Here is a 13,945-nt window from a genome sequence, read left to right as displayed (position 1 = left end):
GAAGGCTACGCCGCCGGCAGCAGATGCCGCAGCGCTGATGCGATCATCACGCCGCCGCCGGTGATGACGGCGGCGTCGAGGATGGCGGCGTGGATGTGCACCGGCATGCGGGCGACGAAGGCCTTGGCGAGGAACGCGCCGGGCACCGCGACCGCGCCGATCAGCAGTGCGAACGCCAGGACCTGCACGGTGACCACGCCGGCCAAACCAAACACCGAGATCTTGATGACGCCCGTCGCCACCGAGATCATCGCGTCGGTGGCGATGACCGCGGCGCCTTCGAGGCCGGCGGCCATCAGCAGCGACAGCAGGATCACGCCGGAGCCGGAGGTGCCGCCGACCAGCACGCCATAGCCGACCGCTCCGGCAGCAAGCCCGCCATTGCCGATCCTGACCTCGCGCTTGCGCAGGATCCGCCGCAGCGGAACGCTCATGATGAGCATCGTGCCGATCACGAACGCCGCGCCGGCATTGGTCAGTCGCGTGTAGCCGTAGGCGCCGAGCGCGGTCGTGAGCGCGGCTGCCGCGATGACGATTCCGGCGCGCGTACGGTCGGCATGGCTGATATAGGCGACGACACGGCTGAGATTGGTGAGGATCGCCGAGATCGCGATGATCGGCACGACCGGCTCGGCCCCGACCATCGGCACCAGCACGAGCGGCATGAGAGCGCCGGTGCCGTAGCCGGCAAGACCACCGATGATGGAAGCGAATAGAGCGACGGAAGCGACGAGCAGGAGTTGCAGCAGCGAGATGTCGGCAAAACCTGCCAGAAAATTCATGAACGTCCGTCGCGGTTGACACGCGCCGCCGCCTGATCGGCGATCGCATTCAGCGATGCCTCGTCGAGCGGGAAGTCCGCGGCTAACCAGGCATCCTCTGCGAGGGTAAGCACATGACCGAGAAGCGGCCCCTCCGCAACCCCGCGCGCGATGAAATCGGCCGCCTTCAACGGCAATTTCGGCGGCGTGAAGCGCTGCGGCAACAGCGCACGCTCGCGCCAGCGCCGGTCGTCGCGATCGCGCGCCCGCGCCCAGCCGAGCATCAGGCGGTCGCGATAGACGGTCTCGCCGAGACGATACAGCAGACGCCGGACTCGCGCCTCGTCGGCGGAAGCGAACCGCCACCAGCGATGGCCCATGCCGTCGAGCGCCTTGGTCTCGGCGTTGGAGAGCTTCAGCCTGAAGCCGAGACGGCGCGCATCCTCGGTCACGGCGACCGCGAGCGCCGCGAGACGGCGGACCGGGCTCGGCGAAAGCTCCAGCTCGCGCTCGATGCCGATCATCGCGGCGAACGGACCGAGATAGGCGACGCCGCCGAGGATCGCCGTCAGCAACCCGCCATCCGCCATCGCCGTGACCGCGCCGACAGCGCCGTCGGTGACGAGCAGCTTCAGCATCTCCATGCGCACGCGCTCGGCTGACAGCGTGGCGAGCCCGGCACGGCCGGCGATGCAGGCCAGATAGCCCTCGCAATCGGGGGCGCCGTGACCGAACGCCGAATGGATGCGGAAGAAGCGCAGGATGCGCAGATAGTCCTCGGCGATGCGCTGGGCGGGGTCGCCGATGAAGCGCACGCGGCGCTGGGCGATGTCGGCGAGGCCGCCGACGTGATCATGCACCACGCCATCGGGCCCGACGGAGAGCGCGTTGATGGTGAAGTCGCGCCGGTGCGCGTCGCCGACCCAGTCGCGGCCGAACTCGACCTTGGCCTTGCGGCCGAAGGTCTCGGTGTCCTCGCGCAGGGTCGTGACCTCGAACGGATGGCCGTCCAGCACCAGCGTCACGGTGCCGTGGTCGATGCCGGTCGGCACGCTCTTGATCGACGCCGCCTTGGCACGCCGGAGCACCTCCGCCGGCAGCGCCGTGGTCGCGATGTCGATGTCGCCGATGGCGATGCCGAGCAACGCATTGCGCACGGCGCCGCCGACCACCCGTGCTTCCTCGCCATCGCAATTGAGCAGCGCGAGCACGCGCGCGGCGGGACCGGACGAGAGCCAGGGCGCGTGCAGCACCCGCGCGTCGATCATTTCTCGACCCCTGGAACGAGCCTGCCGTTCTCGACATGAGCGGGGACGTAGGTCGAACGCGGCGGCGCGCCGGAGAACTCGGCGAGCAGGACCAGACTTGCAATCACCAGCACCAGCGCCGCCACCGTCAATTTTGTGGTCAGATGAAAGGGCCAGTTGGCCGGCACCAACAGCCCCGATTTGGTCGCGAGCAAGAACAACACATAAACCGCAAAAGGAATGAGGAAAATTCCGATTTCCGTCAATACGCCACGGATCATGGCCGACCGATCCGCTCGTACAACACCCGAAGGATGCCCGCTGTCGCGCCCCATATGTAGCGCTCGGCGAACGGCATCGCGTAATACGAACGCTCCATGCCGCGAAACTCCTTGGAATGCAGCTGGTGATTGGCGGGGTCCATCAGGAAGGCCAGCGGCACCTCGAAGGCGTCGTCGACCTCGCCCTCGTTGATCTTGAGCGTGAATCCCGGCCGCACCCGCGCCACCGTGGGCAGGATGCGGAAGCCGAAGGCGGTGCCGTAGACGTCGAGATAGCCGATCGGGTCGACGAAGCTGCGGTCGAGCCCGATCTCCTCTTCGGCTTCGCGCAGAGCGGCATCGAGCGGAGAGGCATCGGTGACGTCGATCTTGCCGCCGGGAAAGGCGATCTGTCCGGCATGGCTCGAGAGGTTCGGCGAGCGCTGGGTCAGGAGAACGGTCGGCTCGGGGTGGTCGACCACCGGGATCAGCACCGCCGCGGGGCGGATCGGCTGCTCGCGGGAGATGATCTCGAGCATGCGGTCGGTGCCGGAATCTCCACTGGCCGGAATGACGTCCGGATCCAGCAGGGCCTGCGGAACATCGAAGCGCAGCCGCGCGCGGCCCCGCGCGAAGAAATCGGCCGAACTGAGTTCAGCGGTCCTGTTCCTCACCATGGGCTGGTTCAAAGCGCCGCCCTCACCTCTTCTGCGTCGGCCATGGGGAAGAACGCGCCGCCCGACCCCACGCCGAACATCACATGACCATCGATCATCCGCTCCTCACCCATGTCAACAAGCTCGTAGTACAGCGCCCGCGTCACCTTGGCCCAGAGATCGGCTCGCACATGCAGATAGGGCGTCAGGCCGCCGCTCTCGCCGGGCTCGAAGCGCAGCCGGTGCTCGGCATCGCACGCGACCCAGTCGTCGACATTGGTGCGGAAATGCAGCAGCGGCCCGCGCGCATCGCTCTCCGTCCGCATTTCTACGGCCGTGAAGGGGGCATCATCGACGCGGATGCCGACCTTCTCCACCGGCGTGACCAGAAAATAGCGGTCACCCTCGCGCTTGAGGATCGTCGAGAACAGCCGCACCAGCGCCGGCCGCCCGATTGGCGTGCCCATGTAGTACCAGCTACCATCACCGGCGATTCGCATGTCGAGATCGCCGCAGAATGGCGGATTCCACAAATGCACCGGCGGCAGTCCCTTTGCGGATGTGCCAGCCTGCGTTGCCGCCGACGTCAGCCGATCGAGTCCGTTGTCGGTGGTCTGCCCTTGCTTCGCCATGGTTTGCCTTGAGTTTGCGTCCACCTTGGCACGATTGGTGCAAGATTCCATCGCCGTCGTCTGTGCAAAAGTTCCTGGCGGCCCTGCAGGTCATGTAAGGTCGCCATAACGTGATGCCGTCAATACCCCGTAATGCCGATAATATGGGGATAGTTTAACTCAACGAATACAGCGCCTTCGCATAGGTTGGCATCCGCTTCCCGGCAAACTGGAGCGGAACGTCCGTCCGAAAGTTCAAGATGCGGGGCAGAAGGAGCGACGGAAATGGCTGAGAGTGCCGAGAAGCTCGAGGATGCGATCGTCCGGTCGGCCGAACAGGTCTCCGGCCAGATCCGAGCGGCAAAGGATGCGATCTCCGGCGTCATCTTCGGCCAGGACCGCGTGGTGGAAAACACGTTGGTGACCATCCTGTCCGGCGGCCACGCGCTGCTGATCGGCGTCCCCGGCCTCGCCAAGACCAAGCTGGTCGAGACCTTGGGCGTGACGCTCGGCCTCGATGCGAAGCGCATCCAGTTCACGCCGGACCTGATGCCGTCGGACATTCTGGGCGCTGAGGTGCTGGACGAAAGCGCCGGCGGCAAGCGCTCGTTCCGCTTCATCGCCGGCCCGGTGTTTGCGCAACTCCTGATGGCCGACGAGATCAACCGCGCCAGCCCGCGCACGCAGTCGGCGCTGCTGCAAGCCATGCAGGAGCAGCACATCACGGTTGCAGGCGCCCGCCATGACCTGCCGAAGCCCTTCCACGTGCTCGCGACCCAGAATCCGCTGGAGCAGGAAGGAACCTATCCGCTTCCCGAGGCTCAGCTAGACCGCTTCCTGATGGAGATCGACGTCGACTATCCCGATCGAGATGCCGAGCGCCGCATCCTGTTCGAGACCACCGGCGCCGAGGAGAGTGCCGCCAAGGGCGCGATGACGGCCGATGCGTTGATCGCGGCCCAGCGTCTGGTGCGGCGCCTGCCGGTCGGCGATTCCGTGGTCGAGGCGATCCTGTCGCTGGTGCGCTCGGCGCGTCCCGGTCCCGAGGCCGGAGAGGCCGGCAAGCTGATCGCCTGGGGCCCCGGTCCCCGCGCCAGCCAGTCGCTGATGCTCGCGGTGCGCGCCCGCGCGCTGCTCGACGGCCGGCTCGCGCCCTCGATCGACGACGTGCTCGATCTCGCCGAGCCCGTGCTCAAGCACCGCATGGCGCTGACCTTCCCGGCGCGCGCCGAGGGACGCACCATTCCGGACGTGATCCGGCAATTGAAGAGCCGGATTGGCTGATGGCCGCAGCGACAGGGCACGTCGACAAGGAGATTCTCGCGATACGGCGTGCCGATGGCGAAAGCCGGACGCTGGCATCGTCGCTGCCGCGGCTGGTGTTGGAAGCCCGGCAGATTGCCGCCAACGTCATTCATGGCCTGCATGGAAGGCGCCGCGCCGGCTCCGGCGAAAGCTTCTGGCAGTACCGCCGCTTCGTCTCCGGTGAGCCGTCGCAGCGCGTCGACTGGCGCCGCTCCGCGCGCGATGACCATCTCTATGTCCGCGAGCAGGAATGGGAGGCCGCGCACACGGTGTGGATCTGGCCGGACCGCTCGCCGTCGATGGCCTTCGCGTCGAAGGGCGCGCGCGACAGCAAGCTCGAGCGCGCCCTGATCGTGACCTTTGCCCTGGCCGAGCTGCTGGTGGCCGGCGGCGAACGCGTCGGCATTCCCGGCCTGATCAATCCGACCGGGAGCCGCAACGTGATCGACCGCATTGCGCAGGCGATGCTGCATGATGAGACGATCAGGCCGAGCCTGCCGCCGTCCTTCGTCCCCTCGGCGCTCGCCGAGATCGTCGTGCTGTCGGATTTCTGGTCGCCGATCTCCGAGATCAGCACCATGCTGGCCGGCCTGTCCGCGTCCGGTGCACACGGCACGATGGTGCAGGTGGTCGATCCGGCCGAGGAGACCTTCCCCTATTCGGGCCGCGTCGAGTTCGTCGAGCCGGAAGGCGGCGAGGTGATCACGGCTGGCCGCGCCGAGAGCTGGGCACAGGACTACGTCGCCCGCGTGGCGCTGCATCGCGACCAGATCCGCGCCGAGACCGGCAGGCTCGACTGGCTGTTCACAACCCACACCACCAGCCGCTCGGCCGCCGAGCTGCTGCTGTTCCTGCATGCCGGCATGACCACGGCCAAAGGTAGCGCGCGCGGCGGCGTCAAAGTGGGCGCTGGCCCCGGAGGGCTCGGCGCATGATGGGCCTGCCGCTGTCGTTCGCCGAACCGCTGCTGCTGACCGGTCTCGTCAGCCTGCCGGTGCTGTGGTGGCTGCTGCGGGTGATGCCGCCGCGGCCGCGCCGCATCGAGTTTCCGCCGACCCGGCTGTTGTTCGACATCACGCCCAAGGAAGAGACGCCGTCGCGCTCGCCCTGGTGGCTCACCCTGCTGCGGCTGGTGGCGGCGGCGCTGGTGATCTTCGCCGCAGCCGGCCCGATCTGGAATCCGCGCACCGAAGCCGTCGGCAGCAAGGCGCCGCTGGTGCTGCTGCTCGACGACAGTTGGAGCGCGGCCGCAAGCTGGGACACGCGCATCAGGGCCGCCGACGAGATCATCGCCAACGCCGATGCCGACCGCCGCGGCGTCGCGCTGCTGCCGCTGTCGGAGCCCGCGCGTGACCTCACCTTGATGCCGGCCGGTGCTGCGCGCGTCGCGCTGCGCCAGATCGCGCCCAAGGCCTACACGACCGAGCGCGCCGACGCGCTGCCGCAGCTCGATCGCTTCCTGAAAGCGACCGGCGATGCCGAGATCATGTGGTTCTCCGACGGTGTCGATCCCGGCCGCGGCAGCGAGTTCGTGGGGGGTCTCGCCAAGACGATCGGCGACCGCAGCCTGACCGTGTTCGAAGGCGGCACGCCCTCGCCGCTGGCGCTCGCTGGCGCCGAGAACGCGGCCGCCAAGATGACGGTGAAGGTGCTGCGCGCGGATCTCTCCGTTCCGGGCGGCATCGTGCGGGCGCTCGATGCCAAGGGCTCGCCGCTCGGCGAGGCACAGTTCAGCTTTGCCGCCGGCGCGCACGACGCCGAGGCGAGCTTCGACCTGCCGGTCGAGCTGCGGAACGACATCACCCGGCTCGAGATTGCGGGCGAGCGCTCGGCCGGCGCCGTGCAGTTGCTCGACAAGCGCTGGCGCCGCCGCGCCGTCGGCATCGTCTCCGGCGCCACCAGCGATACCGCGCAGCCGCTGCTCGCACCGACCTTCTATCTCACCCGCGCGCTGTCGCCATTCGCCGATCTCAGGCTCGGCGATCGCGGCGCCCCGCAGCAGGTCATCACCCAGTTCCTCGACCAGAAGGTGCCGATGATCGTGATGGCCGACGTCGGCACGCTGTCGCCGGAGCTGCGCGACCGTCTCAACGGCTGGATCGAGAATGGCGGCGTGCTGGTGCGCTTCGCCGGCCCGCGCCTGGCGCAGGGCGACGACGACCTCGTGCCGGTGAAGCTGCGCCGCGGCGGCCGCACCCTGGGCGGCAGCCTGACATGGGAGAAGCCGCAGCACCTGGCCGCGTTCGCCGCCGACGGCCCGTTCGCCGGCATCACTGTCCCGAAGGATGTCACCGTCAATCGCCAGGTTCTCGCCGAGCCCGACGCCGTGCTGGCGACCAAGAGCTGGGCGTCGCTCGAGGACGGCACGCCGCTCGTCACCGGTGAGCATCGCGGCAAAGGCCTGATCGCGCTGTTCCACGTCAGCGCCGACATGCGCTGGTCCGATCTGCCGATGTCCGGCGCCATGGTCGAGATGCTCCGCCGCATCGTCGACATGTCCGGCTACACCTCGACGCCGGGCCCTGGTCCCGCGGGTGAGACCGCCAAGGCCACGCTGGCGCCGCTGCACATCCTCGACGGCTTCGGCGCCTTCGGACCGCCGCCTTCGACCGCCAAGCCGCTACCGGCTGATTTCAACGACCGGGCTTCGCTGGATCATCCGCCCGGATTCTATGGCCCAGCCGAGGGACCTACCGCAGTGAACACGCTCAGCCCCGCCGATCGCATTCTGCAGCTCGACACGGCAGCGCTGCGCGCCAACCGCGCCAGCTACACCACCGCCGAGCCGCGCGATCTCCGGGGCATCCTGCTGTCGACCGCACTGCTGCTGTTCCTGATCGACGCCGTCATTGTCGCCCTGCTCGGCGGCGTGCTGGCCGCGTTGGCAAGACGACGGCGTGCGGCGCCCGCGGCCATCGCGCTTGCGGTGCTGGCAACCGGCGCCCTGCTCGCGGTCGCGATGCCGACGCCCGCACGCGCCGACGCCGCCAGCGATGATTTCGCGATGCGCGCAGTGTCACAGACGCGGCTTGCCTATGTCGTGACCGGCAATGCCGACGTCGATTCCATCGTCAAGGCCGGGCTGACCGGGCTGACCTTGTTCCTGGCGCAGCGGACTGCGCTTGAAGCCGGCGATCCCGTCGGCGTCGATCCCGCCCATGACGAGCTTGCCTTCTTCCCGCTGATCTATTGGCCGATCGTGCCGGGCGTGCCGAAGCCGCCGCAGGACGCGATCAACAAGATCGACGCCTACATGAAGCAGGGCGGCACGGTGATCTTCGATACCCGCGACGCCGTCGAGGCTCCTCCGGGCGAGAACGGCGCGCAGCAGACCCCGGGCATGCAGTCGCTGCGCGAGATCCTGTCGTCGCTCGATGTGCCCGAGCTCGAGCCGGTGCCGCGCGAGCACGTGCTGACCAAGACGTTCTACCTGCTGCGCGACTTCCCCGGCCGCTTCACCGCGGGCCAGACCTGGGTCGAGGCGCTGCCGAAAGATGAGGACGAGGACAGCGCCTCCCGTCCGGCGCGTGGCGGCGACGGCGTCTCACCGATCATCATCACCTCCAACGATCTCGCCGGCGCCTGGGCCATCCGCCCCGACGGCCAGGCCATGCTGCCGATGGTTCCGGGCGAGCCACGGCAGCGCGAATTCGCCTTCCGCGCCGGCGTCAACATCGTGATGTACACGCTGACCGGCAACTACAAGGCCGACCAGGTGCACGCGCCCGCGCTGATCGAACGGCTCGGGCAGTGACAATGCGCGTCGTCGCTCTCGATATCGCAACAACAATGGTTGTCATGGCCGGGCTTGACCCGGCGATCCACGAGCAGCGACGCACGCTGCGCGACGTGGATGCCCGGCACGAGGCCGGGCATGACGACAACTGCGAGTTTGCCTCATGAACTACGGCATCGCGTTCACACCTCTGGTTCCGCCGATCGTGCTGTGGCTTGCGATCGGCGCGATCGTCGTCATCGCCGCGCTCCTGTTGCTCGGCCGCTCGCGTTCGGCCTGGATCCGCGTCACCGCGCTGGCCTTGATCGCGCTCGCGCTGGCCAATCCGCAGTTCACGCGCGAGGACCGCGAGCCGCTGAGCTCGGTCGCCGCCGTCGTGGTCGACAAGAGCCCGAGCCAGAATTTCGGTGACCGCAACAAGCAGACCCAGGCGGCCCAGGAGTCGCTGGTCGACAGCTTGAAGAAGATCAAGGGACTCGAGGTCCGCGTCGTCGATGCCGGCCAGGCGGACGGCGAGACCGACGGCACGCATCTGTTCAGCGCGCTGACCTCGGCGCTGTCGGACGTCCCCGTCGATCGGGTCGCGGGCGCCTTCATGATCACCGACGGCCGCGTTCACGACATTCCCGGCAACGTGGCCGCACTCGGCTTCCAGGCTCCGCTGCAGGCCCTGATCACGGGCCAGAAGGCCGAGCGCGACCGCCGCATCGCGATCACCGCCGCGCCGCGCTTCGGCATCGTCGGCCAGCCGCAGACCATCAGCTTCCGGCTCGACGACCAGGGCGTCAGCGGCGCCAGCGCGAAGGTCGTGATCCGCCGCGACGGCGAGGTCATCAGCGAGCGCACCTTGACCAGCGGCCAGGCCGCCAATGTCGACGTCGACGTCAAGCACGAAGGTCAGAACATCGTCGAGATCGAAGCCTCGCCGCTCGACAACGAGCTGACCCTCGTCAACAACCGCGCGGTGGTCTCGATCGATGGCGTGCGCGACAAGCTGCGCGTGCTCCTGGTGTCGGGCGAGCCGCATTCGGGCGAGCGCACCTGGCGCAACCTGTTGAAGTCGGACGCCAGCATCGATCTCGTCCACTTCACGATCCTGCGGCCGCCGGAGAAGCAGGACGGCACCCCGATCAACGAGCTGTCGCTGATCGCGTTTCCGACCCGTGAGCTGTTCCAGCAGAAGATCAACGAATTCCAGCTGATCATCTTCGACCGCTACGCCCGCCAGGGCGTGTTGCCGATCGCCTATTTCGACAACATCGCGCGCTACGTCCGCAATGGCGGCGCGGTGCTGGTCTCGGCCGGCCCGGACTACGCCTCCAACACCAGCATCTGGCGCACACCGCTCGATTCGGTGCTGCCCGCCGAGCCGGTCGGCGTCACGGAGAAGCCGTTCTATGCGCATCTGTCTGACGCCGGAAAACGCCATCCGGTGACGCGCGGCCTCGAAGGCTCGGGCTCCGAGCCGCCGCGCTGGAGCCGCTTCTTCCGCACCGTGGAGACGCGCAATGCGGTCAGTCCGCCGGTCATGACCGGCGCCGACGGCAAGCCGCTGCTGCTGCTGTCGCGCTTCGGCGCCGGCCGCGTCGCGCTGCTGCTGTCCGACCACATCTGGCTGTGGGCACGGGGCTACGAGGGCGGCGGACCGCATCTCGACCTGCTCCGGCGCATGTCGCACTGGCTGATGCAGCAGCCGGATCTCGACGAGGAAGCGCTGCGGCTGCAGATTCAAGGCAAGGATCTCGCCGTCATCCGGCAGACGATGGGCGACAGCGTCCCGCCGGTGACCGTGACCTCGCCGTCCGGCCAGACGCGTGAGCTCACTCTGAGCCAGGGCGATCCCGGCGAATGGCGCGCGACCCTTCCCGCCAACGAGCTCGGCCTGTGGCAGGCGACCGACGGCACCTTGAAGGCGCTGATCAATGTCGGCCCGACCAATCCCAAGGAATTCTCCGAGGTCACCTCGACCACCGAAACCCTGAAGCCGCTGGCACAGGCGACGGGCGGCGATGCCCGCCGCATCGGCGACGGCTCGGGCATCGACATGCCGCGCATCGTCCCGGTGAGGTCATCGACCTTGTTCAGCGGCGACGGCTGGATGGGCGTGCGCATGCGCGATGCCAGCGTGGTCAAGGGCGTCGGCGTGCTGCCGATGTTCGCCGGCGTGGTCGGCCTCTTGCTGCTGCTCGGCGCGCTCGCCGCGACCTGGGTGCGCGAGGGGCGCTGACACGAAGACACAAGCACGCACCACCGCGGCGCGCCACGTGGCGCGAAGGGCACAGCGACGGGGATTCCGACCACCGTTGCAGTGCACTGATTGACAGCTGTGAAGCTCCCTTGCGATGTTATATTGTAACAAAGGCTGAGCCTCTCAGCCGAACGGGGTGGCCTATTCATATGAGCCAGAGCTGGCGATGAGCTGGTTTCGCGCAAACATCAAGGATGTCTCGCGGCTCGCGCTGCTGGCGCTGGTGCTGCAATTCGCGCTCGCGTTCGGCCATGTGCATTGGCTCGCCGGACAAGCCCGGGACGGCGGTGGCATCTCCATCGCCGAGCGGCACACTGGTCCCTCTCCCGCTGACCAAGATCCCGATCAACAGCCGTCGCCGGATGGCTGTGCCATCTGCGCCGTCATGGCGATGGCGCAGTCGATCCTGCTGTCACCGGCGCCAGTTCTGGCGCCTCCTGAAGCGGTCGCATTCCGTCTGCCCGATGCGATCACCGCCACTGTCGCGGCTGTCGTCGTCGACACCGCCTTCCAGCCACGCGCTCCTCCCACCGCCTGATCTGAGCCGCTCGAAACGCTGCCCTGCGCGCGAGCGCACGGCGGCCGCGTGAAGGAATGGTCCGTCGCACGACGACGGCAGGCGCATCCCGCCGGCAACGAAAGACGTGGGACGCCTGATCAGGATCAGGAAGTGAAAGATGTTGTCGAGAGCCTTGATGTCGGGCTGCAGCGCCGCAGCCATGTTGTGCGTTTTGGGTGCGCCCGCGCGCGCTGACGATCCTGCGAAGCCGGCGGCCGAACTGCCCGAGGTCACAGTGACCGCACCGAGCCCGATCCGTGCCCGCAAGCCGGTGGTGCCGCGGCCCAATCCCACAGCGCGCGTGGCCCGGAGCGGCCCCCGCACGCCGGCGCCCGCGCGCGAGGCACAGACCGCGCCGCCCCCGCCGCAGCAGGGCGTAACGCCCATCATCACCGACCAGTTCGCGACCGTCACGGTGGTGCCGAACGAGGAGCTCCGCCGCTCCGGCGCCGCCACGCTCGGCGACCTTCTCAATTCGAAACCCGGCATCACCGGATCGAGCTTCGCGCCGGGCGCATCGAGCCGGCCGATCATTCGCGGCCTCGACGTCAACCGCGTCGGCATCGTCGAGAACGGGCTCGGCGGCGGCGGCGCCTCGGATCTCGGCGAGGACCATTTCGTGCCGATCGATCCGCTCACCAGCGACCAGATCGAGGTGGTCCGCGGCCCCGCGGCGCTACGCTACGGCTCGACCTCGATCGGCGGCGTCGTCAGCGCCACCAACAACCGCATTCCGCAGGCTTTGCCGACCTGTTCGACCGCGCCGTTCCAGACCTATGGCCTGCCGGCGAGCGCGCCGGCCGCGGGCAGCGCGCCTTGCGTTACCGCGGAAACGCGCACCTCGTTCAGCTCGGTCGACCGCGGCGTCGAGGGCGGCGTGCTGCTCGATGCCGGCGGCGGCAATTTCGCGCTTCATGCCGATGCCTACGGCCGCAAGACCGGCGACTACTCCATTCCCGGCTACCCCTATCTGTTCGACCAGACCCGCCCGGTGAACGGCCGGCAACCGAACTCCGCCGCGCAGAACGATGGCGCCTCGATCGGCGGCAGCTACTTCTTCTCAGGCGGCTTCGTCGGCGCCGCGATCACGCAGACCGATGCGCTCTACCACATCCCCGGCATCGGCGGCGCCGACAGCCGGACCCGGATCGATGCGCACCAGACCAAGATCACCGCGAAGGGCGAGTATCGCCCGGACTCCGCGGCAATCGACGCGATCCGGTTCTGGGCCGGCGCGACAGACTATCGGCACAATGAGCTCGGCCTTGCAGCCGCCACCGACCCGACCACCGATGGCGTGCGCCAGACCTTCACCAATCGCGAGCAGGAAGCCCGCGTCGAGATGCAGATGATGCCCGTCAATCTGCGCTTCGCCACCCTGACGACCGCCTATGGCGTGCAGGCCGGGCACCAGGAGCTGAATGCGCCGAGCCCCGACAACCCCGGCTCGGTGTTCAACGGCCTGTTCGGCCCCAACACCAACAACCGCGTCGCCGGCTATGTCTTCAACGAGTTCGCCTTCTCGCCCTCGACCAAGGCGCAGGTCGCCGGCCGGATCGAGCACATCGCGTTGAACGGCTCCACGCCGAACTTCCCGGCCGACTATCTGCCGGACGGCACGCCGCAGGCCAACATCGCCCGAAATCCGTCATACACGCCGAAGAGCGCGAGCGTCGGCCTGTTGCAGAACCTGCCGGGCGATCTGGTGGCGAGCGTGACCGCGCAATATGTCGAGCGCGCGCCGAAGCCAGCCGAGCTGTTCTCGCGCGGCGGCCATGATGCGACCGCAACCTTCGACATCGGCAATCCGAACCTGACCATCGAGACCGCCAAGACCGTCGAGGCCGGGCTGCGCAAGGCCACCGGCCCGTTCCGCTTCGAAGCCACTGCCTACTACACGCAGTTCAGCAACTTCATCTATCGCCGGCTGACCGGCGTGATGTGCGGCGACGATTTTGCCTCCTGCGGCACCACCGGCACCGAGCTGAATCAGGCGGTCTACTCGCAGCGCAACGCGCTGTTCCGCGGCTTCGAGTTCCAGAGCCAATTCGATGTTGCTCCGCTCGGCAGCGGCATCTGGGGGATCGAGAACCAGTTCGACGTCGTCCGCGCCACCTTCGCGGACGGCACCAACGTGCCGCGGATTCCGCCGATGCGCGTCGGCGGCGGCCTGTTCTGGCGCGATGCCAACTGGCTGACCCGCATCAACCTGCTGCACGCCTTCGCACAGAACGACATCGCGCCGATCGCGGAGACTCCGACGCCGGGCTACAACCTGCTCAAGGCGGAGGTCAGCTACCGGACCAAACTCGATGCGAACATGTTCGGCGCGCGCGAGATGCTGGTCGGCCTCGTCGGCAACAATCTGCTCAACGAGAAGATCCGTAATTCCGTGTCCTACACCAAGGACGAGGTGCTGCTGCCCGGCATCGGCGTGCGGATCTTTGCCAATCTGAAGTTCTGATTCGAGGAGGGCGCAGAACGCGACCAATCTGCGCCCCCTCCTTCGTCATTGCGAGGAGCGAAGCGACGAAGCAATCCAGAGTCGTGGGCGGATCTCTG

Annotated in this window: 12 protein-coding genes; 7 read left to right on the top strand and 5 right to left on the bottom strand. The window is 68.0% G+C overall.

From position 1 onward, the window contains the following. Positions 1 to 5 precede the first annotated feature (5 nt). The 5 genes from QX073_RS22100 to QX073_RS22080 are packed head-to-tail and all read right to left on the bottom strand — an operon-like array spanning position 6 to position 3,556. Positions 6 to 782: a TSUP family transporter gene (locus tag QX073_RS22100; RefSeq protein ID WP_315826988.1), complete on the bottom strand. Its 777-nt coding sequence runs from the start codon at positions 780 to 782 to the stop codon at positions 6 to 8. Beyond that, entirely contained in the window at positions 779 to 2,029 is a 1,251-nt protein-coding gene (locus tag QX073_RS22095; protein ID WP_316226358.1) for a CCA tRNA nucleotidyltransferase, read from the bottom strand. Before QX073_RS22095 ends, QX073_RS22100 begins: the two co-directional genes overlap by 4 nt. After that, a complete protein-coding gene (locus QX073_RS22090) occupies positions 2,026 to 2,289 on the bottom strand; it encodes a DUF6111 family protein (RefSeq protein ID WP_315717295.1) in 264 nt (87 codons plus the stop codon). Before QX073_RS22090 ends, QX073_RS22095 begins: the two co-directional genes overlap by 4 nt. Then, the gene (locus QX073_RS22085) at positions 2,286 to 2,945 is read right to left on the bottom strand and encodes a CoA pyrophosphatase (RefSeq protein ID WP_409977949.1); all 660 of its coding nucleotides are present in this window, start codon (positions 2,943 to 2,945) and stop codon (positions 2,286 to 2,288) included. The genes QX073_RS22090 and QX073_RS22085 overlap by 4 nt, the downstream gene beginning before the upstream one ends. An 8-nt stretch (positions 2,946 to 2,953) precedes the next feature. After that, positions 2,954 to 3,556, bottom strand: coding sequence for a DUF1285 domain-containing protein (locus QX073_RS22080; protein ID WP_315717297.1), 603 nt, complete (start codon positions 3,554 to 3,556; stop codon positions 2,954 to 2,956). Between the two features lie 264 nt (positions 3,557 to 3,820). Here QX073_RS22080 and QX073_RS22075 point away from each other — a divergent pair, with 264 nt between their 5' ends. The 7 genes from QX073_RS22075 to QX073_RS22045 all read left to right on the top strand — a co-directional run bounded on the left by QX073_RS22075 (position 3,821) and on the right by QX073_RS22045 (position 13,847). Next, on the top strand, positions 3,821 to 4,819 hold the full coding sequence (locus QX073_RS22075; RefSeq protein WP_315717298.1) for a MoxR family ATPase: 999 nt from the start codon (positions 3,821 to 3,823) through the stop codon (positions 4,817 to 4,819). After that, positions 4,819 to 5,775, top strand: a complete 957-nt coding sequence (locus QX073_RS22070) for a DUF58 domain-containing protein (protein ID WP_316226357.1) — start codon at positions 4,819 to 4,821, stop codon at positions 5,773 to 5,775. Before QX073_RS22075 ends, QX073_RS22070 begins: the two co-directional genes overlap by 1 nt. Next, positions 5,772 to 8,594, top strand: a complete 2,823-nt coding sequence (locus QX073_RS22065) for a DUF4159 domain-containing protein (protein ID WP_315717300.1) — start codon at positions 5,772 to 5,774, stop codon at positions 8,592 to 8,594. The genes QX073_RS22070 and QX073_RS22065 overlap by 4 nt, the downstream gene beginning before the upstream one ends. Positions 8,595 to 8,596: 2 nt before the next feature. After that, positions 8,597 to 8,743, top strand: a complete 147-nt coding sequence (locus QX073_RS22060) for a hypothetical protein (protein ID WP_316226356.1) — start codon at positions 8,597 to 8,599, stop codon at positions 8,741 to 8,743. Further along, positions 8,740 to 10,803, top strand: a complete 2,064-nt coding sequence (locus tag QX073_RS22055; protein ID WP_315717302.1) for a hypothetical protein — start codon at positions 8,740 to 8,742, stop codon at positions 10,801 to 10,803. Before QX073_RS22060 ends, QX073_RS22055 begins: the two co-directional genes overlap by 4 nt. Before the next feature lie 187 nt (positions 10,804 to 10,990). Next, positions 10,991 to 11,362 carry a DUF2946 family protein gene (locus QX073_RS22050; protein ID WP_316226355.1) on the top strand — a complete coding sequence of 124 codons (372 nt, stop codon included), beginning with the start codon at positions 10,991 to 10,993 and terminating at the stop codon, positions 11,360 to 11,362. A gap of 157 nt (positions 11,363 to 11,519) precedes the next feature. Further along, entirely contained in the window at positions 11,520 to 13,847 is a 2,328-nt protein-coding gene (locus QX073_RS22045) for a TonB-dependent receptor (protein ID WP_316226354.1), read from the top strand. The last annotated feature ends 98 nt before the right edge of the window (positions 13,848 to 13,945 follow it).

The sequence above is a fragment of the Bradyrhizobium sp. SZCCHNS3052 genome, assembly GCF_032484495.1.
Classification (GTDB): domain Bacteria; phylum Pseudomonadota; class Alphaproteobacteria; order Rhizobiales; family Xanthobacteraceae; genus Bradyrhizobium.
The sequence above is the reverse complement of the archived record's forward strand: the minus strand, read 5'-3'. Positions and strand labels throughout refer to the sequence as shown.

What these genes read in the sequence shown, in the direction of transcription:
- QX073_RS22100 (WP_315826988.1), bottom strand. Translation starts at nt 782, where the DNA reads ATGAATTTTCTGGCAGGTTTTGCCGACATCTCGCTGCTGCAACTCCTG.
- QX073_RS22095 (WP_316226358.1), bottom strand. Translation starts at nt 2,029, where the DNA reads ATGATCGACGCGCGGGTGCTGCACGCGCCCTGGCTCTCGTCCGGTCCC.
- QX073_RS22090 (WP_315717295.1), bottom strand. Translation starts at nt 2,289, where the DNA reads ATGATCCGTGGCGTATTGACGGAAATCGGAATTTTCCTCATTCCTTTT.
- QX073_RS22085 (WP_409977949.1), bottom strand. Translation starts at nt 2,945, where the DNA reads ATGGTGAGGAACAGGACCGCTGAACTCAGTTCGGCCGATTTCTTCGCG.
- QX073_RS22080 (WP_315717297.1), bottom strand. Translation starts at nt 3,556, where the DNA reads ATGGCGAAGCAAGGGCAGACCACCGACAACGGACTCGATCGGCTGACG.
- QX073_RS22075 (WP_315717298.1), top strand. Translation starts at nt 3,821, where the DNA reads ATGGCTGAGAGTGCCGAGAAGCTCGAGGATGCGATCGTCCGGTCGGCC.
- QX073_RS22070 (WP_316226357.1), top strand. Translation starts at nt 4,819, where the DNA reads ATGGCCGCAGCGACAGGGCACGTCGACAAGGAGATTCTCGCGATACGG.
- QX073_RS22065 (WP_315717300.1), top strand. Translation starts at nt 5,772, where the DNA reads ATGATGGGCCTGCCGCTGTCGTTCGCCGAACCGCTGCTGCTGACCGGT.
- QX073_RS22060 (WP_316226356.1), top strand. Translation starts at nt 8,597, where the DNA reads ATGCGCGTCGTCGCTCTCGATATCGCAACAACAATGGTTGTCATGGCC.
- QX073_RS22055 (WP_315717302.1), top strand. Translation starts at nt 8,740, where the DNA reads ATGAACTACGGCATCGCGTTCACACCTCTGGTTCCGCCGATCGTGCTG.
- QX073_RS22050 (WP_316226355.1), top strand. Translation starts at nt 10,991, where the DNA reads ATGAGCTGGTTTCGCGCAAACATCAAGGATGTCTCGCGGCTCGCGCTG.
- QX073_RS22045 (WP_316226354.1), top strand. Translation starts at nt 11,520, where the DNA reads ATGTCGGGCTGCAGCGCCGCAGCCATGTTGTGCGTTTTGGGTGCGCCC.